17 protein-coding genes and 1 tRNA gene are annotated in these 26,297 nt (G+C 34.5%); 11 read left to right on the top strand and 7 right to left on the bottom strand.

Features of this window, described 5'->3' with window-relative positions; translation table 11 throughout:
• Positions 1-199: 199 nt before the first annotated feature.
• Positions 200-276 (bottom strand) — tRNA-Gln (locus VDP25_RS06280).
• 151 nt (positions 277-427) lie between these two features.
• Here VDP25_RS06280 and VDP25_RS06285 point away from each other — a divergent pair.
• Together VDP25_RS06285 and VDP25_RS06290 are read left to right on the top strand one after the other, a co-directional pair.
• Positions 428-3,826, top strand: coding sequence for a glycosyltransferase family 117 protein (locus VDP25_RS06285; RefSeq protein ID WP_334467931.1), 3,399 nt, complete (start codon positions 428-430; stop codon positions 3,824-3,826).
• 6 nt (positions 3,827-3,832) lie between these two features.
• Entirely contained in the window at positions 3,833-4,501 is a 669-nt protein-coding gene (locus VDP25_RS06290; RefSeq protein WP_334467933.1) for a polysaccharide deacetylase family protein, read from the top strand.
• Positions 4,502-4,537: 36 nt separating this feature from the next.
• Here VDP25_RS06290 and VDP25_RS06295 read toward each other — a convergent pair whose 3' ends face one another.
• Positions 4,538-4,834: a thioredoxin family protein gene (locus tag VDP25_RS06295; protein WP_334467935.1), complete on the bottom strand. Its 297-nt coding sequence runs from the start codon at positions 4,832-4,834 to the stop codon at positions 4,538-4,540.
• Positions 4,835-4,942: 108 nt separating this feature from the next.
• Positions 4,943-6,172: a metallophosphoesterase gene (locus VDP25_RS06300; RefSeq protein ID WP_334467937.1), complete on the bottom strand. Its 1,230-nt coding sequence runs from the start codon at positions 6,170-6,172 to the stop codon at positions 4,943-4,945.
• A gap of 185 nt (positions 6,173-6,357) precedes the next feature.
• On the opposite strand from VDP25_RS06300, the gene VDP25_RS06305 reads away from it, so the two are divergent.
• From VDP25_RS06305 to VDP25_RS06330, 6 genes are all read left to right on the top strand, one after another.
• Positions 6,358-9,291, top strand: coding sequence for a GH92 family glycosyl hydrolase (locus tag VDP25_RS06305; protein WP_334467939.1), 2,934 nt, complete (start codon positions 6,358-6,360; stop codon positions 9,289-9,291).
• Between the two features lie 108 nt (positions 9,292-9,399).
• Positions 9,400-11,070 carry an MFS transporter gene (locus VDP25_RS06310; RefSeq protein ID WP_334467941.1) on the top strand — a complete coding sequence of 557 codons (1,671 nt, stop codon included), beginning with the start codon at positions 9,400-9,402 and terminating at the stop codon, positions 11,068-11,070.
• Between the two features lie 15 nt (positions 11,071-11,085).
• A complete protein-coding gene (locus VDP25_RS06315) occupies positions 11,086-12,087 on the top strand; it encodes an isoaspartyl peptidase/L-asparaginase family protein (protein WP_334467943.1) in 1,002 nt (333 codons plus the stop codon).
• A 62-nt stretch (positions 12,088-12,149) separates the two neighbouring features.
• Entirely contained in the window at positions 12,150-14,075 is a 1,926-nt protein-coding gene (locus tag VDP25_RS06320) for a tetratricopeptide repeat-containing sensor histidine kinase (protein ID WP_334467945.1), read from the top strand.
• Between the two features lie 103 nt (positions 14,076-14,178).
• Positions 14,179-14,868 carry a LytR/AlgR family response regulator transcription factor gene (locus tag VDP25_RS06325; RefSeq protein WP_334467947.1) on the top strand — a complete coding sequence of 230 codons (690 nt, stop codon included), beginning with the start codon at positions 14,179-14,181 and terminating at the stop codon, positions 14,866-14,868.
• Between the two features lie 218 nt (positions 14,869-15,086).
• A complete protein-coding gene (locus tag VDP25_RS06330) occupies positions 15,087-16,601 on the top strand; it encodes a hypothetical protein (protein WP_334467949.1) in 1,515 nt (504 codons plus the stop codon).
• Between the two features lie 230 nt (positions 16,602-16,831).
• Here the strand turns inward: VDP25_RS06330 and VDP25_RS06335 are convergent, their stop codons facing one another.
• The gene (locus VDP25_RS06335) at positions 16,832-18,244 is read right to left on the bottom strand and encodes an aldehyde dehydrogenase family protein (protein WP_334467951.1); all 1,413 of its coding nucleotides are present in this window, start codon (positions 18,242-18,244) and stop codon (positions 16,832-16,834) included.
• A 277-nt stretch (positions 18,245-18,521) separates the two neighbouring features.
• Here VDP25_RS06335 and VDP25_RS06340 point away from each other — a divergent pair, with 277 nt between their 5' ends.
• On the top strand, positions 18,522-18,782 hold the full coding sequence (locus VDP25_RS06340; RefSeq protein ID WP_215927893.1) for a hypothetical protein: 261 nt from the start codon (positions 18,522-18,524) through the stop codon (positions 18,780-18,782).
• A gap of 109 nt (positions 18,783-18,891) precedes the next feature.
• On the opposite strand, the gene cphA is transcribed toward VDP25_RS06340, so the two are convergent.
• On the bottom strand, positions 18,892-21,534 hold the full coding sequence (cphA, locus tag VDP25_RS06345) for a cyanophycin synthetase (RefSeq protein ID WP_334467956.1): 2,643 nt from the start codon (positions 21,532-21,534) through the stop codon (positions 18,892-18,894).
• Between the two features lie 97 nt (positions 21,535-21,631).
• On the opposite strand from cphA, the gene VDP25_RS06350 reads away from it, so the two are divergent.
• A complete protein-coding gene (locus tag VDP25_RS06350; RefSeq protein WP_334467958.1) occupies positions 21,632-22,495 on the top strand; it encodes a cyanophycinase in 864 nt (287 codons plus the stop codon).
• Between the two features lie 231 nt (positions 22,496-22,726).
• On the opposite strand, the gene VDP25_RS06355 is transcribed toward VDP25_RS06350, so the two are convergent.
• Positions 22,727-24,733: a T9SS type A sorting domain-containing protein gene (locus tag VDP25_RS06355; RefSeq protein ID WP_334467961.1), complete on the bottom strand. Its 2,007-nt coding sequence runs from the start codon at positions 24,731-24,733 to the stop codon at positions 22,727-22,729.
• Between the two features lie 81 nt (positions 24,734-24,814).
• Between VDP25_RS06355 and VDP25_RS06360 the strand changes: the two genes are divergently transcribed.
• Positions 24,815-25,141 (top strand): hypothetical protein, encoded by a 327-nt coding sequence (locus VDP25_RS06360; protein WP_334467963.1) that lies wholly within the window; start codon positions 24,815-24,817, stop codon positions 25,139-25,141.
• A gap of 198 nt (positions 25,142-25,339) precedes the next feature.
• Here the strand turns inward: VDP25_RS06360 and VDP25_RS06365 are convergent, their stop codons facing one another.
• Positions 25,340-26,269 carry an isoaspartyl peptidase/L-asparaginase family protein gene (locus VDP25_RS06365; protein ID WP_334467965.1) on the bottom strand — a complete coding sequence of 310 codons (930 nt, stop codon included), beginning with the start codon at positions 26,267-26,269 and terminating at the stop codon, positions 25,340-25,342.
• Between the last annotated feature and the right edge of the window lie 28 nt (positions 26,270-26,297).

Here is a 26,297-nt window from a genome sequence, read left to right on the forward strand (position 1 = left end):
ATCTTTCAATGCTAAAATAAAAGCGTTCAGGGCACAGTTTAGAGGGGTCAAGAATGTGGAATTCTTTCTGTTTAGATTAACTACAATCTTTGCTTAAACACAACTTTTGATCTTGATCCAAAATCAGACTAAATCTAAAATTAACTAATATTCTAAAATTAAAAAATCCTAATCAATTACTGATTAGGATTTTTTCTTTTGGTTGGCCTACTAGGTTTCGAACCTAGACTCTTCTGTACCAAAAACAGATGTGTTAGCCAGTTACACCATAGGCCAATCTCTCATTTTGAGGGTGCAAATTTAAAACAAAGTTTCACTTAGACAAAAAAAAACAATAAAAATTTTAAAAATACTTAACGTTAACTTAAAAATGTAGCCATTTAGGTAATAATTAGTAAATTCGCCAGCATTAATAATCAAGGTTTTCATGACAGATTTTAACTTTAAAAAGTGGAACAACATTCTAGGATGGTTTGTTTTTACAGTAGCAGTTGTAGTTTACGGGCTTACTATTGAACCAACAGTGAGTTTTTGGGATGCTGGCGAGTATATTTTAACTTCATCTAAGTTACAAGTAGGACATCCACCGGGAGCACCGTTATTTCAAATGTTTGGAGCTTTTTTCTCCATGTTTGCGTTAGAACCTTCACAGATTGGTGCCATAATGAACATGATGAGTGGTGTTGCAAGTGCATTTACCATTCTTTTTATGTTCTGGACCATTAGTCTTATGCTTGTAAAACTTACAAAGTACAATGAAGACAAAAACCCAGGTAAAGCATGTGCTATTTTAGGAAGTGCTTTAGTAGGAAGTTTAGCTTTTACCTTTACCGATTCGTTTTGGTTTAATGCCGTAGAAACCGAAGTGTACGCCATGGCTACATTAATAATGGCTATTCTATTCTATTTAGGCTTACGTTGGGAACAAGATATGAACAAGCCACGAGGTAACCGTTGGTTAATCTTAATAGCCTTTGTCATTGGACTATCTTTTGGTGTTCACTTTATGGGACTCTTAACGATTCCTGCCATAGGTCTTCTATATTACTTCAAGAATTACAAAACCATTACCGTTAAAAACTTCATCATAGCAAATATTGCTTCAGCTGCAATTCTGCTTTTTATATTTAAGTTACTACTGCCTTCAACATTAAAACTTTTTGGATACTTAGAAGTCTTTTTTGTAAACTCTATTGGTTTACCTTTTAATTCAGGAACTATTATTACTGGATTAATGGTTATCGCTTTATTTTATTTTGGGCTGAATTATACGCGTAAGAAAGAGTTGAAACACGCTAACACATTAGTACTATGCTTAATGTTCATCTTTATAGGATTCTCGTCTTGGATGATGCTTCCAATTCGTGCGAATGCGCAGGTTGTTATTAACGAAAACAACCCTTCAGATGCTAGAGAGCTTTTAGCTTATTACAACTTAGAACAATATCCTGAAACCCATTTATTTTATGGACCACAGTTTACAGAATCCTATTCTGGTGCAGATAAAGACGAACCCTTTGTAGACGACAAAAAGAATTATGAGCGTGATGATGAAGCTGGAAAATACGTCATTATTAACGATTGGGAAAAAAGCAAACAAAACTACAATCATGAGCATGCTTCAATTCTTCCAAGAATGTGGAGTGCTGAACATGCCGAAAATTATATGATGTTTACAGGTTTAATTGACTTTAGAGTTGATCCTAACCTACAAGTACGTGCCTACAACGAAGCAATGAATGCAGGTTTAACCGAAGACCAAGCTTCACAATATGCTTTAGGAGAAAAACAACAATTTGACCAGCTTGTTTATGATTTTAAGAGACGTGTTGCCGAAGGAGAAATTGACTATGAAGGTTATAATCAGTTTTTAAGAAACTACGGTCAGCAATATTTAATTGTTGAAAAACCATCATTTGTAGATAACATCATGTATATGTTTCAATACCAATTTGGCTACATGTACTGGCGTTATTTTATGTGGAATTTCACAGGACGACAAGACGACATTCAAGGACGATACACACATAAAAACGGAAATTGGATTTCTGGTATAAACTTTATAGACTCGTGGCATTTAGGGCTATCTCAAGATAATTTACCAACAGACGTTCTAGAAAACAAAGCCAGAAACACCTATTACTTCTTACCACTACTATTAGGTTTAGTAGGCTTCTTTTTCTTGATGTATTCGGATTTGAAACGTTTTTGGGTATTAGTCGTCTTCTTTTTGCTAACAGGCTTAGCCATTCAGTTTTACACCAATATAAGACCATTTGAACCTAGAGAACGTGATTATTCTGTTGTAGGCTCTTTTTATGTTTTTGCTATCTGGATTGGTTTTGGAGTTTACGCCATCTACGATCTTTTACAATCAAGTATAAAAACAAAATTTTTAGCTCCTGTTATTACTTTAGCTTGTCTTATTATTGTGCCAGGTGTCTTAGCTGCGAATAATTGGGACGACCACGATCGTTCTGGTAAGTACACCACAAATTCTATGGCTCGTAAATATCTAGAGTCCTGTGCACCTAATGCAATTCTATTTACCATTGGAGACAACGACACATTCCCATTGTGGTATTTACAAGAAATTGAAGGAGTACGTAGAGATGTACGTGTAATAAACACCAGTTTATTTCAAACAGATTGGTACATTGACCAAATGAAACGCAAGGCTTACGAGAGTGACCCTATTCCTTCACAGCTTACTCACAATCAATATCGAGGAGCCACAAGAGATGTTATTATTAGAAGAGAAATTACCAAGGACACATTACCTATTAAGGACTTTATGGATTTTGTATCTAGTGAAAAGCCAAGTACCAAACTCAAATATGTAGTTGAAAGACAAGGTGAAGACCCAGATCAATATCCTAAACACTTATTAAATTCTAATTATTACCCATCACGCTATATAAGCATTCCTGTTAATAAAGACATGGTTCTTAAAAAAGGAATTGTAAAACCGAAAGATGCAGACAAAATAGAAGACAATCTTTTTACTGAAATTAGCTCTAGCTACATTTATAAAAACAATCTATTAATGTTAGACATTATTGCCAACAATAATTGGGAACGTCCAATTTATTTTACTGGTGGTGCTTTTGGAGCCGAAGATTATATTTGGCTAAAAGATTATTTACAACTCGATGGCATGTGTTATAAATTAGTACCTATTAAAACACCTGTAGACAGAGCTAATCCTTATGACATGGGACGTGTAGATCCAGACCTTATGTACGACATGGTGAAAAACTGGGAATGGGGAGGCAGTGGAGAAGACCTCTATTATGATATTGAAACCAGAAGAAATGGAATTACCTATAGAGGCAATTTAGCTCGACTAATAGAACAGTTAATTAATGAAGATAAATTAGATAAAGCCGAAGAAATTGCAGACATCGCTATGGAAAAAATGCCTGTAGATAAATTTGGTTTCTATTCTTTATTAGAGCCTTATGTGAGTGCATATTATGAAATAGGAAACGTAGAAAAAGGACGTGCCCTTTACAAAGATGTCGCTAAAAAATACCAAGAAAACTTGGTATACTATAGCAGCTTAGATATAGAAGACCAAGAATTTATGGTTGGTGAAGAGATTTATATAGATATACAACGTTACAGAGCCTTAATTGATATTCTAGTTATATATAACGATAAAGATTTTGCATTACAGGAAACCAAAACATTTAATAGCTATTTAAGCTTGTTTGACGAACTTATGAATCGCTATAGTGACGAAGAGCTACCTGAAGTGCCAAACGATATTGATATACAAAGTACCATTAAAGACACTATTGAAAGAATAGCACCAGAGAATTAAACTCTAATGAAAATTATTCCAGCTAAAATACCAGGGTTTGTGAAAGCTTTATTTCCAAATTTTATTTGGAATATTGATACAACTAAAAAAGAACTCTTTTTAACCTTTGATGATGGCCCAACTCCTGAAATTACAGATTGGGTGCTTCAAACTTTAAAAGATTACAATGCAAAAGCAACATTTTTTTGCATTGGTAGTAATATTGAGGCAAATATTGAAATTTTTCAAAATATAATTAAAGAAGGACATTCAATTGGTAATCATACTTACAACCATTTAAAAGGTTGGAAAACGAAAACGAAAATGTATCTTGGGAATGTTGAACTTACCGACTCCGTTATTCAGTTTCAAATTCAGAATTCAAAATTTTTAACAGATAACAATAAACCGTCATCAAAACTATTTAGACCACCTTATGGTAAGTTTAAAAATAAACAAAGTAAAAAATTGTTGAAATTAGGATACAAAATCGTGATGTGGGATATTTTATCTTACGATTGGGATAAATCTGTATCAAAAGAAACTTGCCTTAAAAATATAACATCAGCAGCCAAAGAGGGAAGTATTATTGTGCTTCATGATAGTATAAAAGCATCACGTAATTTAAAATATGTACTCCCTAAGGTTTTAGAATATTACAGCAAAAAAGGTTATGAATTTAAGAGCATAACATAATACTTGATAGGTTTTATAAACCTTTATCAAAATCACCTAAACATACTCTTGAATAATATTAATCAACGTATTAGCGTCTTGTTCTCCACTATGGCGCCATTTCATTTCTCCATCTTTATAAATGATTAATGTTGGTAGACCTTTAACACGCAATGCTTCTGCAAGTTCTTTATTTTTACCGACATCAATTTTTATAACTTTAGCTTTATCACCTAATGAAGCCGCAACATCTCTAAGCACAGAATGCATAGCAACAGATTGATCATTCGCTTCAGTGTAAAAATCCAGAAGTACTGGAATTTCAACATCTATTAATTCCCCAAATTTTGACATACGTTTTAGTTTTAGTCAAATATACAAGTACTTCAAACTCACAAAAACCTAGTAATTTATATCCGTGAGTTAGGTACTCATATCATAAAAATAAGCAATTCTTTACAATTATGCACTTTTCGTTCCTCTTTTGAGCTCAATTACAGTGATTTCTGGCCAAATTCCAACACGTCCAGGATATCCTAAATAACCAAAACCTCTATTTACATTGATGTGCTGGCCTAGTTCTGTATAAATCCCAGCCCATTGCTTGTAACGCCATTTTGCAGGACTCCATTTTATCCAACCAGGAATCTCAATTCCAAATTGCATACCATGTGTATGGCCACTTAAAGTTAAATGATAATGATACGAATCATTAACCACAACTTTATCCCAATGACTAGGATCATGACTCATTAGTATCTTAAAATCATCTTTATGAACTTGCTCAGAAGCTTTCTTTAAATCTCCAGCTTGCTTAAAACCTCCTATACCCCAATTTTCAACACCGATTAAAGCAATACGCTGACCTTCTTTTTCAAGAAATCGGTTTTCATTTAATAACAAATCGAAGCCTATTTCTTTCTGAAGGGTTTTTAAATCTTCTAAATTTTGCTTTTTAGCAGCAGCAGAACTCCAATCTACATAATCTCCATAATCATGATTTCCTAAAACAGAATACAATCCATCCTTAGCTCTTAATTTTCCAAAAGTATCCTTCCAAGGTAACATTTCAGACGCTTTATTATTTACCATATCTCCTGTAAATAACAAAATATCAGATTCTTGTTCATTAATTAAATCTACGGCATACTCAATTTTTTCTTTGTTATCAAAACTACCCGAATGTATGTCACTTATCTGAGTTATTCTATACCCATCAAAGGCCTCTGGTAAATCCTCAAAATGAAGCGTATAATTAAGAACTCTAAAATTATATTTGCCTTTATACATGCCGTAAAGCAAAGATGAAAACGGAATAGCAGCCAAGCCTAAAGCAACCTGACTAATAAATTTTCTGCGTGATGGAAAATAGAATGCCTCTTTCTGAGTCATGGCCTTTTGGTACAGACCAATTGCTCCTCTTATAATATCTTCTCCAATTAAAATTGGGACTAATACCAAATTAAAAGCTAGAAATGTTAGTAAAAACCCAAATGCGTAACTTTTGCCTGGTGTCAGTACACGCCCTTCATTACCAGATGTAAACTGAAAAATAAAATTTCCCACAATAACGATAGCTATACCAAAGAATACATAGTATATCCAAGTTTGTTTAGTTACAGTTCTTATGGCCTGAAAACCATAAACCGTTAGAATTATAAATAAAATAGCAAATAGTATCCAGCGAATCATCTTGTTTTTTTGAGTTTACAAATTTAAAGCTTATAACAAGCGACCTATCTTATGAAAGTGTTAAAGATTTTTCAAGCTTAATACTCAGAACGTCAAAATAGAAACCAGACAAAAAGGACTCCCCTTAAAAACAGTCTTAATTTCATTTTACTATATTAGATGCATTATAATTAATTGTCTTTTTGATGAATTTTAAACCAACCGCTATTGTAATTGCGCTTACACTTCTTATAAGTTGTAATACCTCAACTTCAATTACCGAAGCTCAAAAAGACCAACCACTAACCCACTACGTTAATACCTTTATTGGCACAGGTGGTCACGGACACACTTATCCTGGGGCAACACTGCCTTTTGGGATGATGCAGTTAAGTCCTGATACACGCTTAGACGGTTGGGATGGTTGCTCGGGCTATCATTATACAGACCGTTATATTTATGGGTTTTCGCATACGCATCTAAGCGGAACAGGCATTAGCGACTATGGAGATGTGCTTTTAATGCCAACAAACGAAATCAATTTTAATAATGGAGCTGATGGCAAAAAAGGCTATCGTGCACATTTCAGCCATGATAATGAATTTGCAGAACCTGGCTATTATAAAGTCCATTTAGATTCAACAAATATTAATGTAGAACTTACCGTTGCTCAACGAAGTGGTGTTCATAAATACGAATTTCCAAGTTCTAAAAATCAATATGTGATTTTAGATTTAGTACATCGTGATAAGGTTTTAGATGCTAAGATTGAAAAAATATCGGACACTGAAATTGTTGGTTATCGCCATTCTGAAGCTTGGGCAAAAGATCAACGTTTATACTTTATTATAAAAACATCGCACCCGTTTAATGATGTGTTACAATCACCACCAGAAACAGGAATACCAGGAGCCAGACGATCTGCTTTAAAATTTATAAACCCAAACAACGAGCCTGTTTATATGAAAGTCGGCATTTCAGCCGTTGATATAGATGGTGCACGTAAAAATCTAGAAGCCGAAGTTTTAAACAAAGATTTTGAAACCGTTAAACAAGAAGCCCAACAGATTTGGGAATCGCAACTTGAAAAAATAGTAATTGAAAGCAACGATTTAGATAAAAAGACCAATTTTTATACAGCATTATACCATACTATGCTAGCACCACAATTGTATCAAGATGTTGATGGTCGCTATAGAGGCATGGATTTAGAGATTCATAAGACAACCGATTTTAATTATTACTCAGTATTTTCTCTTTGGGACACCTATAGAGCAGCACATCCGCTTTACACCATTATAGAACAAGACCGCACCAATGATTTTATCAAAACCTTTTTAGCAAAATATGACGAAGGTGGCATTATGCCTATGTGGGATTTAGCAGGAAATTACACGAATTGTATGATTGGCTATCACGCCGTACCAGTCATTGCAGATGCCTATTTAAAAGGCTTGCGCGATTACGATACCGAAAAAGCTTTTGAAGCTATGAAGTATTCGGCAACCAGAGATAAATTTGGACTTGAAGCATATAAAAAATATGGATTCATTCCTGTGGATGAAGAAAGCGAATCGGTTTCAAAAACACTAGAATACGCTTATGACGATTGGACCATTGCGCAAATGGCAAAAGCCATGGGTAAAACGGAGGATTACAAAACTTACATTCAGCGTGCGCAGTACTACAAAAATGTATTTGATCCGGAAACCAACTTTATGCGAGGACGTTTTAAAAACACCTGGTTTACTCCTTTTGACCCTTACGAAGTGAATTTTAATTACACCGAAGCCAACGCTTGGCAATACAGTTTTTATGTTCCTCAAGATATTTCAGGATTTATAGAACTACTTGGAGGAAAAGATCAGCTAGAAGAAAAATTGGATGAATTATTCAATGCCAAAACAGAAATATCCGGACGTCACCAATCGGATATCACAGGCTTAATTGGGCAATATGCGCATGGCAATGAACCTAGTCATCATATGGCTTACCTCTATAATTTTGTGAATAAACCCTATAAAACGCAAGAGAAAGTGCATCAAATTTTAACGGAGTTGTATCGTAATGATCCCGATGGCGTTTCAGGAAATGAAGATTGCGGACAAATGAGTGCTTGGTATGTGTTGAGCTCTATGGGTTTTTATTCCGTAACTCCAGGAAGTAATGAGTACATCATTGGAACACCTCTTTTTGATAAAGCAACCATAAGTCTTGAAAGTGGAAAGAAATTTTCAATAATAGCCAATAATGTTTCAGATAAAAATAAATATGTCGGTTATGTACTTTTAAACGGAGAGCTTCTAGACAGAAGTTACATTTATCATAATGAAATTGCGGAAGGTGGAATTTTAGAGTTTTTTATGACAGACTCTTATTCTCGTTGGGGAAGTGAAAAATGGCAAATGCCTATCACCAAAATTACAGATCATATTATTTTGCCTTCACCTTTTATTGCAAAAGGAGATATTACGTTTAGAGATTCGACCGAAGTTGTGTTATCTACCTCTGAAGTTGATGCTAAAATTTATTATGCTGTAGATGACAATGATTTCAAAATTTATGACACCCCATTTACTATTTCAGAAGATACACAAGTAAAATTATATTCCGAAAAAGGGAATTTAAAAAGTCCGGTATTAACCACATCATTTTTCAAAATTGATCCCAATTTGAGTATTACTCTTGAAAGTGATTATGCCAATCAATATAGCGCAGGAGGCAATGATGCACTTATTGATGGTATTAGAAGTACCAAAAATTACAGAACTGGAAGCTGGCAAGGTTATGAGGATAAAGATATGGTTGCAACTGTTAATTTAGGCACTGAGAAACCTATTAATTTAATCGCAGTTAACTTTTTACAAGATCAGGATGCTTGGATTTTTTACCCCACGGAAGTTCAGTGTTTTGTTTCAAAAGACAATAAAACATTTAAAGCTTTGCCTCCACAAACTATAAATTCGGCTGAAAAGAATAGTGCAATAGCCATTAAAACAATTGAATTTAAAATTCCAAAAACGAAATATAAATATGTAAAAATCGTTGCGAAAAAACTTGGCAAAGTACCAAAATGGCATGTTGGCTATCCTATGGATGGAAGAAGTTGGATTTTTGTGGATGAAATTTCAATAAAATAGCATAACATTCAATACTTTTAAATCCGATTAGAATTAACCATTTAAGATTGTATTAGCAACAAAACACAATTTAAGCAAGACCTTTAAACTAACTAACCATTTATAACAATGAACAATCAAAATAACAAATCAGCATTAGCAACTCTATGTACGGTTTTCTTTTTCTGGGGATTTATTGCAGCATCAAATAGTGTCTTTATTCCATTTTGTAAAACCTATTTTAATATTGACCAGTTTCAATCGCAATTAGTTGATTTTGCTTTTTATGGTGCCTATTATATTGGTGCGCTATCATTATTTGTAATGTCTAGTGCTGTAAAGCGTGATATATTAAATAATTGGGGTTACAAAAATGGTATTGTTTACGGCTTGCTGTTATCTGCAATAGGAGCTTTTGTAATGTATCCTGCAACTGCTGGTGCAGAACAAGGCCAAACAGAGGTATTCTATTTTGTGCTTATCGCTTTTTTCATTGTAGCACTAGGATTTTCATTACAACAAACTGCAGCAAACCCGTTTGCCGTTGCACTGGGTGATCCAAAAACAGGCTCACATCGCTTAAATTTAACAGGAGGTATAAATTCCTTTGGTACAACTATTGGCCCAATTGTAGTAAGTCTTGCTATTTTTGGATCTGCTTCTTGGTCTACTGAGCAATTAGCTGAAAAAATTAACACCAATGAAATTACCTTGGTCACCGTACAAGTTTTATATATGTGCGTTGGTGCTTTATTTTTAATTGCAGCAGCACTATTTCATTTTTCAAAAAAACTACCAGCTCTTAAATCCGAAACCGCTTTTGAACCCGCTAATAAAGCTAGAAACTTATTAATTATTTTAACCTTAGTTATCGTCGGTTGTTTTGGTTATATTTTTAGCACGTACTCAGGTGACGCTGTTGCTACTGAAGACATAGAGCACACTAGATTAATCATTTTGTTTATTGCACTATTGGCAGTAATAGCAACTGTTTTTATAGCAAACTCTAGTGCTTCTAAAAATCCGGATGGTTGGGGAGCCATGAAATACCCTCAACTTGTTTTAGGCATGCTAGCTATATTTACTTATGTTGGTGTAGAAGTAACCATAGGAAGTAATCTTGGAGAGCTTTTAAAGCAAGGTGTAGAAAACACTGGTTTAAATACTATAGGTTTACCTGTCTTAAATGATTCGGAATTAGGAAAATATATTTCCATGTATTGGGGAGGACTAATGATTGGACGATGGGTTGGTGCTGTTACTGTTTTTAATCCAAGTAAAGGGTTAAAAAAAGTACTTCTAATTATAGTACCTTATGTGGCCTTTGCTGTAATCATTTTGGCTAATTTGGTTAAATACAGTTTTACAGCAAATGAAATTCTATTTTTTGCCATCTGTATTGCGGTTCAAATTGGAGGTTTCTTTTTAGCAAAAGACAATCCTGTTCAAACTTTAAAAATATTCAGTCTTTTAGGAATGTTAGGAATGCTTATTGGTCTCTTTACTTCAGGTAATGTTGCTTTATTTGCCTTCTTGTCTGGTGGTTTATTTTGCTCAATTATGTGGCCTTGTATTTTTACACTAAGTATTGCTGGCTTAGGAAAATACACCTCTCAAGGTTCAGCTTTTTTAATTATGATGATTTTAGGTGGTGCTATTATTCCTCCTGTACAAGGAAAATTGGCAGACGTCTTTAATATTCAAACCTCATACTGGATTGCTGTAGCTTGTTTTGGGTATTTATTATTCTATGCCTTTAGAACAAAAACGGTTTTAGACAAACAAGGTGTTACATATTAATGAAAATAATTTTCGATGAAAAGACGCGATTTTATAAAAAACACATCGTTAACCGGAGTTGGTTTTGCTGTTGGTAGTACACTTGTAAATTGTGCAGAAAATTCTACTGAAACGAAAGCATCAATAGTTAATGTAGAAAAAGCCTCACTACCAATAGTCATTGCAACTTGGCATGTTGAAAACGCCACAGCCAAAGCTATGGAAATATTAAAAGAAGGAGGAAATGCTCTAGATGCCGTAGAACAAGGTTGCAGAATAGAAGAAGCTAACGAAAAAGGACAAACCGTTGGTATAGGTGGTTTGCCAGACAGAGATGGTAATGTTACTTTAGATGCCTCCATAATGGATAAACATGGAAATTGTGGATCTGTAGTATATCTTCAAAATATAACCCATGCCGTTTCTGTGGCAAGAAAAGTGATGGAAGACACACCACATGTAATGCTCGCTGGTGAAGGCGCCAAACAATTTGCCATTTCAAAAGGCTTTAAACCCGAAAATCTACTAACTGAAGCTTCAAAAAAAGCATGGGAAAAATGGAAAATTGAAGCCAAATACAAACCCATTATCAATATAGAAAATCATGATACCATTGGCATGTTAGCCATTGATAAAAATGGAGATATTTCTGGTGCTTGTACTACAAGTGGCTTAGCTTACAAAATGGGAGGACGTGTTGGTGATAGCCCAATAATAGGTTCTGGATTGTTTGTAGATAATGAAATAGGAGCATGCGCAGCTACTGGTTTAGGCGAAGAGGTCGCAAAAACTGTCGGTAGTTTTTTAGTTGTAGAGTTAATGCGGCAAGGCAAATCTCCTCAAGAAGCCTGTGAAGAAGCAATTAGCAGAATTGTAAATAAACCTAATAGCAATTACAAGAATTTTCAAGTAGGATATATTGCTCTTAATAAAAAAGGAGAAACAGGAAGTTATTCAATTCATCAGTGGTTTAGTATGACTAAATTTCAAGATGGAAAAAACGAACAAATTCAATCGGATTATTATAATAAAACATAAATGCTTAAATTGTAGGAAATTAACCAACCTACATAATATTGAAATATACTTATTTTATATTCTTGCTCAGTTTTTTAAGTTTTCTGCCAGCACAGAACAATTTAGATAAGCAAAAAGTCATAGACTCATTAATTAGCACTGTAGATACTTACACTGATAATTATGAAAAAATAAGAGTCCTTACAAGTAATGCTGGCCAATTTCGATACTCAAAAGATTCGCGTGCTTTAATTGATAAAGCCATCAGCATTTCTAAAACAAACAATGATGCTAAGCTATTTGCTAATTCATATTATTCCTTAGGAAACTTCTTCTATTACAACAGCCAATTAGATTCCGCTGAGATATATTTAGACAAATCTATTTCTTATATCAATGATGAGACAATGCCCTTTTTAAGAGCCTCTAACTTAATGACCAAAAGTGGTATTTATAGAAAACAAGGCAATATTCCCTTAGCACTTGCCACAATGTTGAATTCTAAACGTGCTTTAGATAAAATTGACACGTTAAAATTAGATAAAACTCAACGTCGCAAATTTAAAGGAGAAAGCTCTGTACTCAATAATTCATTAGCAAATTATTATAATCAAATGGAAGAATTTGACAAGGCTTCCATTTATTATGAAAATGCTTACAAAGCGTCTTTGAGTCTTGACTCTTATGTAAATGCTGGAATTATTATTTCTAATGAAGGTGAAATGCTATTAAATCAGGGACGTCTTCAAGAGGCTTTAAAACAATTTGAAGAAGGAAAAATATTAAAAGAAAAAGGGAAAGCTCCAATGCGTTTTATTATGAGTTCGGCCTTAAACATTGGAAATGCACATTCAAAATTAAAAAACTATGATGAAGCTTTAATCTTTTTGAAACAAGCTCATGATTATTATGATAAAGCTGGTGTTACAGAAAACTTAACCATTGCTAAAAATTATCTTGGTAATCTTTATTTCGAAACTGGAAAATACAATTTAGCTATAGAAAATTGTAACACTGCTAAAGATTTAGCCTTGAAAGCAGGAAATTTAGAATTAACTTCTGAAGCCTGCGATTGCTTATCCAAATCATATAAATCTATAGGAAGCTATAACTTGGCTTTAGAAAATTACCAATTATACACCAAGACTAAAGATTCTATTTTCAATGAAAACAACATTAAAAAACAAACGCAGCAAGAAATGGAATATGAGTTTAACAAAACTCAAGAACTTAATGCCATTGAATTAGAAGCTAAGGAAAAACAAAGTAAATTGTATTCTTACTTAGCTGCATCAGGCTTGCTGTTAGTTTTAGTTTTAGGGTTTTTCTCTTATAGAAATAAAAAGCAGAGTATTACACTAGCCAAACAAAAGAAACTATTAGAAGCATCCGTAGATGAAAAAAATGTACTACTTAAAGAAACACATCATCGCGTAAAAAATAGTTTTCAAATTGTATCTAGTCTCTTGTATTTACAATCTGAAAGTGTTGTAGATAAAGAAGCTAAAATTGCCATAAAAGAAGCTGAAAACAGAGTCCGCTCTATGGTATTAATTCATCAAAAATTATACAATAAGGATGAATTGGTAGGCATTAATACGCAAGATTATTTCAATGATTTAGTACGCGATATTTTTGAAAGTCATCAATTTGAGTCAGAAACCATTACATACGAACTAAATGTAGAACCTTTAGTTTTAGACATTGAAACCGTTACTCCAATAGGCTTAATTTTAAATGAGCTTATTGTAAACACCATAAAACACGCTTTTGATAAGGTGACACCCAAAAGTAAAATTAGTATTCAGTTTTATAAAGAAGCAGCACAATTAGTATTAAAAGTCATTGATAATGGTAAAGGGTTTGAGGGAGAAATAAAAAGTACTTCTTTTGGTATCACTTTAATGAAAGCATTGTCTAAAAAGCTCAAGGCTACTTTAAATTATAAATCAGAACTAAACAAAGGTACAGAAGCCACCTTAGTTATAAATAAATACAAGCTTCTTTAGGAATACTAAAAATCTTATTCACTAAATAAAATGAGGCATTCACTAAAAAAAGAGACCATTAACAAAGCGTTTAAACTAGATTAAGACTCTAAATAAATAAAGTTTGAAATCCCTAAACATCTTTATCGTTGAAGACGAACCTTTAATAGTTTCTACTATTGAAGTCGCATTACGCAAACAAGGTTTTTTTGCTGTTGGTGATGCTGAAGATTATACAACCGCTCTGCGAGATATAGAATTACTAAAACCAGACTTAACGCTTCTTGATATTCAACTTTCTGGAGATAAAGATGGTGTAGATTTGGCTATAGAGTTAGATAAAAAAAACATCCCTTATTTATTTCTTTCATCTCAAACGGATCCTAATACCATAGAACGTGTTAAACACACCAATCCACTTGGCTATATTGTTAAGCCTTTTACAGAAACCAGTTTAAGAACCAATATTGAATTGGCATGGCATAATTACAACGAATCAAAGCAACATTTTTTAAGTATAAAACACGAAGGCAGACTGCATCGTATTAATCAGAATTCAATACAATATTTAAAAGCATTTGATAACTATTGTTACATAGTTACCAAAACTGAAACTTACTTAGTACCACATACGCTCAAACACATTTCCGAACAATTACAAGGCAATGATTTTATTAAAGCACATCGTTCTTATGTGGTCAACTTAAAACACATTCTTAGTGTTAACAAAAACACCATCTCTCTTATTGACGAAAGTATTCCTGTAAGTGCTTCACAGAAAAGTTTAGTCGTTAGTAGGCTAAAAAGCCTATAGTTAAGATTAACGGAACTCAGTAAAAAACACATTTCTTACGTTAATCTGTATTCACTATAAAAAAAAGTGCATTCACTAAAAATAGCAGTCTAAAAGACTGATTTTAAACTAGATTTATTTTAGCTATTAATCAGTCTTTATAATTGAAAAAACAATTTCTCTACAAAAATCATCACTCAAATTGTTTTTAGAAGAAGACTACTCAAAAACGTGCTATTATGAAAACAAAATTACGACTTTCATGTTCATTTACCTTTCTATTTATTCTTTCCGTTGCGGCACAAGTAGGTGTTGGTAATACTAATCCACAAGCCCAATTAGACATCTCTGCAAGCAGCACTTCTAGTCCTGCAAACAGTGATGGTATTTTAATTCCACGTATGAGTAATTTCCCATCTACACCAGGTGCCACAAGAGATGGTATGCTTATTTTTTACACAGGAACAGGAGCTTCTGGTAAGGGGTTTTATTATTGGAATCAAACCACTATGTCTTGGAGTGCTTTGACTGTTAAAAATGCCGATTGGTATGAGTTTGGGACATCAACTCCACCTAACTCTATCTATGACAATATTTATAATGCAGGACAAGTACATATTGGGATAGGATCCGTTAGTGCACAAGATTCTAAACTTTCTATCGTAGATATAGACAACACGCTTAATGCAGGTATCAGCCTCCAAAGAATTCACACTAACAATACATCATATGGACATAATGGAATCTCTCAATTCTCTCGAATAGAAGGCACAGGTGGTTATAATGGAATAAGTAGTACGCTACAATCTATTACAACGTCATCCGGTAATATTAATAACTATAATGCAGTTAACAATATCTCTAGAGGTGATGGAAGCCAAGCAAATACCTTATACAAAGGAACTTTCAATAGTAGTACAGGCACTTCATCGGCGTCTAAAAGTTATGGAACAAATATTCAGTATTCTGCTAATGCCACTTCGGTGGGTGATAAATATGGCTTTTATATAGATATCGATTCATCTTTACCAGCAACACATTACGGAGTTTATAGTGATGTACAAAATCCAACAGGCTATGCTGGATATTTTTTAGGACGCACTTCATTTGGAACAGCAACAACAAATAGATACGTATTACCTGAAGCCGATGGAACAGCAGGCCAAGTAATGACTACAGATGGATCCGGAAACACAAGTTGGCAAAATGCAACAGTTCCTTTTGAACTAAAAAACCCACAATATCCAGACGGATTTACGGGAATGACACCTGTAATTATTACAGATTTACGAGATTCACCCTATACTATTCCAGCTGGTAAAAATTTATATATTACTAATGTTTTTAACTACGGAGGCGCATACTTAAATTTTTCAGGAAGTAATGTTCTTGGAGGCGTACATAATCAAGCTAACTATGAAGCATTAACAAACCCCTTAATAGCAGGTAATGGGATTATAGTTGATGCCAATCATTTAACAACAGCAATATCTGGCTTTTTAATTGACGCAAATGTAGAACCTGTAACGGCAAGTAGCACTTATACAGTTCCTGCAAATAAGATTTTGGTCATCTTAAATACGACTCCTGGTAATATTCAAATAAATAGTATAACTATTTATGATGGAGATGGAAACACTCATACAACATATCCTAGTAATGGTTTAAGTTCGTTTGTAAATCCAATTTTTGCTGACGAAGGACAGGTATTAACATTAGGTGGCACCATAAATGGTTACCTTATTAATAAATAGAATAGCAGTAGTTTTATAGCGCTGTTAAGTTTTTTGAGTGGAAATTCAATGTAAGGGGCCTTTTCATTTTTATAACATCAAATTGTTCCTAACATTATTCACTAAAAAAATCTATTCATTTACTAAAAAAACCTAAACCCTTAACTTACTTAATGTAATTTTATAGAGCTATTATTTTAGTAGAATTATATATTTAGGTAAAAGTCGCTGTAGGGAGCGGCTTTTTCTTTTTAAAACCACTTTATAGTCCATCTTGCCAATTTCTCCTTAAAACCACTATAAGGCGGAAATAGCAATTCAGTAACTCCAAACGTATGCTGTTTTAAAACGGAACGTTCGTTACTAAAAGATTGAAAACCATAAAAGCCATGACTCTTACCAATACCACTATTGTTTACACCTCCAAAAGGTAAATTATGATTAGCATAATGCAACACACTATTATTAATACAGGTCCCTCCTGCCCTAGTATTATTCATGATTTTTCTAGTATTAACTTTACTTTTACTATAAATATAAAGTGCCAATGGCCTCGGTTTAGAATTAATGTATTTAATCGCTTCATCTAAATTTTCATAAGTGACTATAGGTAAAATAGGCCCAAATATTTCATCTTCTAATAATTTAGCTTCAGGTTTTAAATCGGAAATTAAAGTCGGCTCAATATATTTTGAAGCACTATCGGTTTCACCTCCTACTTCAAAAGTTGCCTTTAGAGTTCTTGCATTTTCGAGATAAGAATTTAAACGTTCAAAATGCTTGTCTGTTACTATTTTTCCATAAGAATCTGATGTTTTTGGATGATCATTATAATAGCTTTTAAGCCATTTTTTACACGATGTAATAAATTGAGTTTTTATACTTTCATCTATTAAAACATAGTCGGGAGCCACACAAATTTGTCCACAATTCAGAAATTTTGCCCACATAATTTTCTTTGCAGCTTTATCAATATTAGCCGTTTTATCTACTATGGTTGGAGATTTCCCTCCAAGTTCTAAAGTTACAGAAGCCAAATGTTTAGATGCTGCTTCCATAACAATTTTCCCCACATTTGGAGAACCGGTAAAAAAGATATGATTAAAAGGGAGTTTTAACAACTGCGTAGAGACCTCAACCTCACCTTGCACCAAAGCCACTTCATCTTCTAAAAACACATCTGCAATAATTTTAGACATTAATGCAGAAGAATGCGGTGTCATCTCAGAGGGCTTTATAATTGCCGTGTTTCCAGCAGCTATAGCTGATACTAAAGGACCAAAAGTAAGATTGAAAGGAAAATTCCAAGGAGAAATAATTAAACAAACCCCTTTGGGCTCATATGTAATATAAGAACTAGATCCCAACATAGACATTGGTGTTTCTACCCTTTGCTTTTGAGTCCATTGCTTTAAATGCTTTTTAGCATGTTTAATATCTCCTATGATGGCAAAAATTTCTGTAAGTTCTGTTTCTACCACAGGTTTCCCTAAATCTTTTTGCAGAGCCTCCTGAATTTGAGTTCTATAAGTAACTTCAATAGCACGCTGAAGTTGGGTTAAAATCTTACGCCTTTCTTTATAACTACGATTCCCTACTGCATATTGGTTTTCTCGTTGTTTTAAAAACAGTTTAAAATATGGATTACTATTAACATCATTCATAATAAAATGTCTATTTATAAGTGTTTCAAGTCCGTTTAATGTATTTCGTCGATAAAAAATATTATAATATGCTTTTTATCTTAAAAACAAGATCGTTTAACATAAATACCAACGTATTTAAAGGGCTAGCGGCGCAATTTATGCATTTCAACGATGTTTTTTGTCGCCATTTCCCATTTAACAGTTTATCGATATACTTCATCTAAAAATTTTAGCCACGCTCTCAATGTTATGTTTCTTTGACTCGAAGTTAAAACAAATATAACTTCTTACGATTATGAAAAACGCTTTAATCTTCTTATTATTCTTAACAGTATCTTTTACTGGATTTGCACAACAAGACGTAACAGCTAATACTGAAAATGAAATCGTAGAAACTGTTAAAGTTGAAAAAGTAGAATCTAAAACAATTGAAGCTTCTGCTAAAATTAAAGCTAAGGTTTTAAAAATGAATCGTAAAAAAAGTAACGAAATCATCAGTATTAAAGCGTATAGAAAAAGTCTTCAAATTAAAGTTAAGACTGTAAAGCTTTGTTAAACCTAACAAGAAATGCTATTAACCATATATAATGCTATTAACCATATATTGTTAAAAAAAGCCGAAACTCACGTTTCGGCTTTTTTGTTTTTGTAAGATTATAAAATCATTAATCTGCATAATTCAGTTCACCTCTAGCTTCTTGCTCTTTAAATTTCTTTACCAATTCTAAAGCATCTGGAATTACATCACTACACAATATAATAAGCGAACCTTTTACGGCATTCTTAACCGCATATTTAATCGCTTCTTTTTCTGATGGAATTATAGTCGTCTTCTTATTAGGATCTCGTTTCTTTATCCCATCATCTAGCATTTTAATTAACTCCTGCTCAGTTTTTCCTCTTAAGCGTTTGTCTTGTCTAATAATAATTTCATCAAACATATCGGCAGCAATAGCGCCCATTTCGTTATTATCTTCAACACGTCGGTCTCCAATACCTGCAATGATTCCTACTTTTACCGTTGCTTCAAGTTCATTTGTAAAGTTCTGTAAAGCTCGCATTCCGGCTGGATTATGTGCATAATCTAATAAAATAGTAAAGTCTTTAAATTCAAATAGGTTTAATCGTCCTGGCGTTTGTGCTGCTGAAGGTATAAAGGTTTCTAAACCGGCTTTCATATCTTCTATACTTATGCCTTGCACATGGGCTCCTAAAACTGCTGCCAACACATTCTGAATCATAAATGTTGCTTTTCCGCCGTAGGTTAATGGAATATTCTCAGCTTTCATTATTCGCATTTTCCATTCGCCTCTACAAATTGTCACATAACCATTCTCATAAACCGCTGTAATACCATTTAAGCGCTGCAAAGCTTTAATGTGTGGATTATTCTCATCCATAGAAAACAAGGCCACATTACAGTCTAAACTGCGTCGCATGTCATACACCAAATCATCATCAGCATTCAAAATCGCATAGCCATCTGGTAATACCGTTTCTGGCACCACTCCTTTTACTTTTGCCAACTGCTCTATGGTATGAATGCCTTTTAAGCCTAAGTGATCAGCTGCCACATTGGTTACAATAGCCACATCACATTTTTTAAAGCCCAAACCGGCTCTTAATAAACCACCTCGTGCACATTCTAAAACCGCAAAATTCACCGTTGGATCTTTTAAGACAAACTCTGCACTTGCAGGACCTGTACAATCACCTGTCATTAATAAGCGATTCTGAATATAAACACCATCACTGGTTGTATAACCCACACGATAGCCATTCATTTTAGCGATATGAGCCATTAATCTAGAAGTCGTTGTTTTTCCATTAGTTCCTGTAATAGCTATAATTGGAATACGACCTGTATCTCCCTTTTGAGGAAATAATTTATCAATTACAGGAGCCGCCACATTACGAGGCAATCCGGATGTTGGTGCTAAATGCATTCTAAATCCAGGACCTGCATTAACTTCCAATACAGCTCCTCCTGTTTCTGAAAGTGGCTTAGAAATATCGGTGGTCATAATATCAATACCACAAATATCTAAGTCAATAATTTTTGAAATACGTTCTGCCATACTCACATTAGATGGGTGAATAATATCGGTAATATCTTCAGCGGTACCTCCTGTGCTTAAATTAGCCGTATCTTTTAAAATTAAACGTTCACCATCTGCAATCACAGAATCCAAAGTATAACCAGCATCTTTAATGATGGTTTTGGTTAATTCGTTTACCGTAATCTGTGTTAATACATTTTCATGTCCAAAGCCACGACGCGGATCACTATTCACTTTATCAATCAATTCTTGTACTGTAGACGTACCATCTCCAATAACATGAGCAGGAGTTCTAATCGCTCCAGCCACTAACTTATTATTAATAACCAACAACCTATAATCCTGACCTACGATAAATTTCTCAACGATAATCGCTCCACTTTTAGAACTTTCTTTAGCATGATGAAACGCCGCTAAAGCATCCTCATAATTTTGAATATCTACAGTAATACCACGACCGTGATTGCCATCAATGGGTTTAATAACTAAAGGGTAACCAACATAATCACAAGCCTCTTCTAAACTGCGTTCTCGTCTAATAATATCTCCACGAGGCACTTCAACCTCAGCTTGTTCTAATAAATACTTGGTATCTTCTTTATCACAGGCCAACTCTACTCCAATACTACTTGTTTCACTGGTCACTGTAGCCTGAATACGTTTTTGATTCGCACCATAACCCAACTGACAAAGCGAATATTTATTAAGACGAATCCAAGGAATACCTCTAGCTTCGGCTTCTTCAACAATAGAACCTGTACTTGGCCCTAAACGATCGGCTTCACGCAATTCTCTCATCTCCTGAATATCATCAGTCAAATCATAAGCTTCACCTGCAATTAAGGCTTCACATATTCTAACGGCAGCTTTAGCAGCAAAGCGTCCAACGGATTCTTCCATATATGAAAAAACAACACTATACACCCCTTTTTCTCCATAACCACGTGTACGTCCAAAGCCCGTATCCATTCCCGCAAGGGTTTGAATCTCTAAAGCAATATGCTCAATAATATGCCCCATCCATGTACCTTCATCAACACGCATAAAAAAACCACCTGCACAACCTTCGGAACAACGATGCGAATACATACTCGGAAACATGGCTTTTAAGCGCTCCGGAAAGCCTTCAATCTTGTTAGAGGGTAATTCTTCCATCTCTTCAAGATCGAGAACCATTACAATTAATTTATGTCGCCTTACTGACCAGTAATTAGGTCCTCTCATCGCATTAATTTCGCGTATTTTCATGTTAGTTGGTTTGTTTTAGTTATTGAAAGATTCTAAATATAGTATTTTTCACTAAAAAAATTGGCTTATTTTTGCGCAATATTTTTAGATAAAAATTATGCAGAAGATTAAAGGAACCTTAATACCAATTGGCGGAAATGAAGATAAAGGTATTGAGGAAAGTGAAATTTACACTTTAGAATTTATTGATGATGGTATTTTGTTCCACGTGGTAGAAGCCGCTGGTGGCATTGAGGCTAACATTGTAGTAATTCCCACAGCATCAAGTATTCCGGTTGAAGTTGGTGAAAATTACTTAACTGCATTTTCTACTTTAGGTTGTAAACATGTTGAGGTCTTAGACATTCGTTCTAAAGAAGATTCTGAAACCGAACACGCTATTGAGCTAATCAAAAATGCGGATTGTGTGATGCTTTCTGGTGGTGACCAATCTAAAATTACAGACAAAATTGGAGGCACAACGATTCATTCCATTTTAATGGAACGTTATAAAAACGACGAAGGTTTTGTTATCGCTGGCACCAGTGCTGGCGCTATGGTAATGGCTAATGAAATGATTGCAGGCGGAAGCGCTTCGGAATCCTTTATTAAAGGTGCCGTAAATATGTATAAAGGTTTAGGATTAATTCCTGAATTGATTATAGACACCCATTTTGTTCGTCGTGGTCGTTTTGGAAGACAATCTGAAGCCGTTGCTAAATTCCCTAATTTAATTGGATTTGGACTCGCTGAAGATACAGGTATGATTATTAAAAACGGAAATGATTGTACCGTAATTGGATCAGGAATGGTCATTGTTTTTGATGGTAGTACACTTACCCATAACAATGAGAAAATCTTAGAAGAAGGTACTCCTATGACGGTTGCTAATCTTACTATTCATGTGCTTTCTAATGGTGACGAATATGATATTGCTAGCCGAAAAGTGAAGGTATTGCCTATTGAAGCTCCTTTTATCTAAATTCCTGCGAAGGCAGGAATCTCATTACTTTTTACTGGATTTTTCTGTTTTAGGTAAATCTTAACACAGAGATGCCTAGAGTTTTCGCGGTAATGCTCAGAGAGAAAAATCTAAACAAGAAACAATTTACCGACTTCTCATTACCCATAAATAAAAACATCAGCAACTCCTTTCAAAGATTTCTGACCACGATACATCCCGAGAATACTTTATTCACATCTATTAATAAGTTTATGTTTTGGTGAATTTTATGAATGTTTTGTTTTCTTCATCAACTGACGACAGACCTAAAATATACACTCCAGAGGCTAGGTAAGAGACTGATATTGTTTCATGATTTTCATTAGATAATTTAGAAAACACCTGTTGCCCTATGAGATTGTAAATAGTTATCGTCATACTGTTTTTTAAATTAACGATTTCAATAAAATCATCGGCAGGATTAGGATATACCCGAATTGCATTATCATAGACAGGATCTTGAACAGACATTGTATCGGTGTTATATTCAGAAGATATGTACATACAATTGCAATCATCCCAAAACTTTACGGTATATATTGCAGATTCAGAATCATTAAGTTCCAAATATTCATTATTAGCATCTAAGATGTCTGTGCCATTTTTTGTCCACTGATAGTCAAAGAAATTGAAGGGAGCGTACAGAACATTATCAACTTCTGTAATCAAAAATTCATCACGCAGACAATGGTTAAAATCAAGTTTTGCAATAAACCCTGAAAAGCTTCCCTGTACTTTGGTTTCTTTATGAGCACCACTTGTGGCCAAACCATCAATATCTGTAACTCCTGTTGCGTAAAAACTGTCATGCCCTATTGAACTTATGCTATTGATACCCTCATCAAATGGCTTACTCCAGTTAAGATTCCCAGTAGTGTCCAATGACGCAATAAACCCTTTATAATTACCTGTATGCGGCACATAACTGCATTCTGTGTCGAAATAAAAATCTGTACTTTGAGTACCTCCCGCTATTTGAAGTTCTTCATTGCCATAAGTGCCTTCAACAACCATAGAGTTAGTAAAGCCCAATAAGGTTCCCACTCCGCTCAAATAATTAGTCTCATTACCATTACCACCAATATACGACCCCCATTGTTTTTGCCCTAACTCATTGTACTTCAGCAAAATCATATCCCACTGCCCTCCACCGTAATCAAAACCATAGGTACCTGTAGTACCAAGGTCAGTACTACCTACCAAGCCGTAAACAAATACATTTTCCTGACCTGTTAATTCGTTGCTTGTAGTTTTTATATCAAAATACCTATCAACACTGCCATCACCGCCTAAAAACGTACTCCATATTCTATTACCTAAAGTGTCAAATTTTGCTAAAAACCCTATAGAATTGTTGGTGTTCGCTTCTCTGGTATCGATTTCCGCTCCTGGTGATGCAATGTTGGTTGCACTTTTGGTGCTTCCACAGATATAAAGATAACCTTCCTTGCTCAGCGTAATGTTATGAATTTGATCTGAGTCTTCTCCACCAAGATACGTGCACCAGATTCTATTGCCAGCACTGTTAAACTTTGCAATAAACCCATCTGAGTGTCCTCCAAAATATTCAGATTGAAATGTTCCGGAAGTACCCAACCCTTCATAGGTAGAGGTTCCAGTAATATAAATATCATTGTTGGCAGTATCTATGGTCACCCCTGAGTATAAATCATTACCTCCTAAACCAAAATAAGTACTCCATAACAATGTACCATTTTGCGAAAATTTTGCCAAAAAAATGTTTGGGTTAGGATCTCCTGACTCCCAGACGGTAAACTCTTGAAAAGCTCCTGGAGTTGTGATGTTGGCATGACCCTGATTAGATCCTGTGAGGATAATATTGCCATCAGCATCAAGAGCCATATTATTCAATCTATCTGTAAAAGCCCCTCCATAATAGGTGCTCCAAACCAGATTCCCCGCAGTATCCCATTTGGAAAGGAACATATCTCCATGCAGAGCAAAATTTGGGTTATTATCATAGTCATAAAGTTGTTCTTGATGTGCTCCTGATGTCGCAATCCCTAAAGTATCGCTAGTAACACCCGCTACGTATATATAATTGTTTATGCTGTCAAACACTACTTGAGATGGATGTGTACGACTGTAAGTGTAACTATCGTTTTGTATGCCGTAATAAGTGAGCCATTCTAGCGAAGCCTGCCCAAACAAAGCTGAAGAAAGAAAAAAAGAAAATAATGCGGTAAAATATTTCATTTTTTATCATTTTTTTTTAAAATTTATAAAAATTATACAACAAACCTTATAAAAAAACTTATTTTAACATTAGTATTTGTAATGACTACAGTCATAGTTTATGCAAATAGCTTAACGGTAATTAATACAACTGGATGCACATATACCATATATACGGATGGTGGGTGGTTTACTATTGCCCCTTCTGGAAATGCATACTATGCATCTCCTTATGATATAGGAAATGGAACACCAGCAGATGGCGACTTTCACGTTGTAAAAGTAGCACTTGGTTCTGATGCGACTCATGTTACCGAGTATGGTCCTTTTACCAATACAAGCGCAAATAATCATGCCTGCAATGGTGGTTCGCCATTTAATATTATGTGGAGTGCGGCAGGACCTAATGTAGTGGTCACTATCTATTAAATTTTAAAAGATTGGTATTGTTAAATTTCACAAACCTTTTCTGGAATCTGAAAAGGTTTGTGAAAATAATGAGTTTAAAATAGTATAGTTTTTAAATGGATGGCAATAGTATCTCAAACTCACACTACTTAAAAATATTTATAAGCTTAGGTATAAATTATTCCGTATTCTAAAGTACGTTTTATCTATTTAATACTATTACCCATAAATAGATACTTCATCAATCCCATTCGAAGATTTCTGACCACGATACATCCCTTCGGTATTAAAAGGCATCGCTATGTTTCCTTTTGCATCTACTGCGATTAATCCACCATCGCCTCCAATCTCTAAGATTCTTTTATTGATGACTTCTTCTGAAGCTTCTTTTACAGACATACTCTTGTGCTCCATTAAACACGATACATCGTAAGCCACAACACCTCTAATAAAAAACTCACCACTACCTGTACAACTAATTGCACAAGTTTTGTTGTTGGCGTAATTTCCTGCTCCAATCATTGGTGAATCTCCTACGCGTCCCCATTTTTTATTGGTCATACCACCTGTTGATGTTGCTGCTGCAATGTTTCCATCTTTATCGCAAGCAACCGCTCCAACAGTTCCGAATTTTGAATCTTTCTTCTTAGCATGATCTAACTGAAAACGGTCAGTATCCTTAATCTCTAACCATTGGTTATGTCTAAACTCATCATAAAAATAAGACGCATCTTCCAACTTATAATCGCGTTCTTTAGCAAATTGCATGGCTCCATCTCCTGCTAAAAACACATGTTCGCTTTTTTCCATCACATCACGAGCCAAAGACACCGGATTTTTAATTCCTGTAATTAAACTCACTGCTCCTGCATTCAACGTTTTTCCATCCATAATACTCGCATCCATTTCGTGAGATTCGGTAGCTGTAAAGACTGAGCCTTTTCCGGCATTAAACAAGTGGGAATCTTCGAGTAACTTAACGGCAACCTCTACAGCTTCAACAGCGGTTTTTCCGGCTTCCAAAACGTTGTAACCAGCATCTAAGGCTAATTGTAATGCCGCTTTATATTGCGCTTCTAGTTCTGGTGTCATCATGCCTTTTACTAAAGTTCCTGCTCCTCCGTGAATGGCTATTGAGAATGTTTTCATGCGTATCATTTAAGTTTGGAAAATTACG

The sequence above is a fragment of the Winogradskyella sp. ECml5-4 genome, from assembly GCF_036903175.1.
In the GTDB taxonomy this organism is placed as follows: Bacteria; Bacteroidota; Bacteroidia; order Flavobacteriales; family Flavobacteriaceae; genus Winogradskyella; species Winogradskyella damuponensis.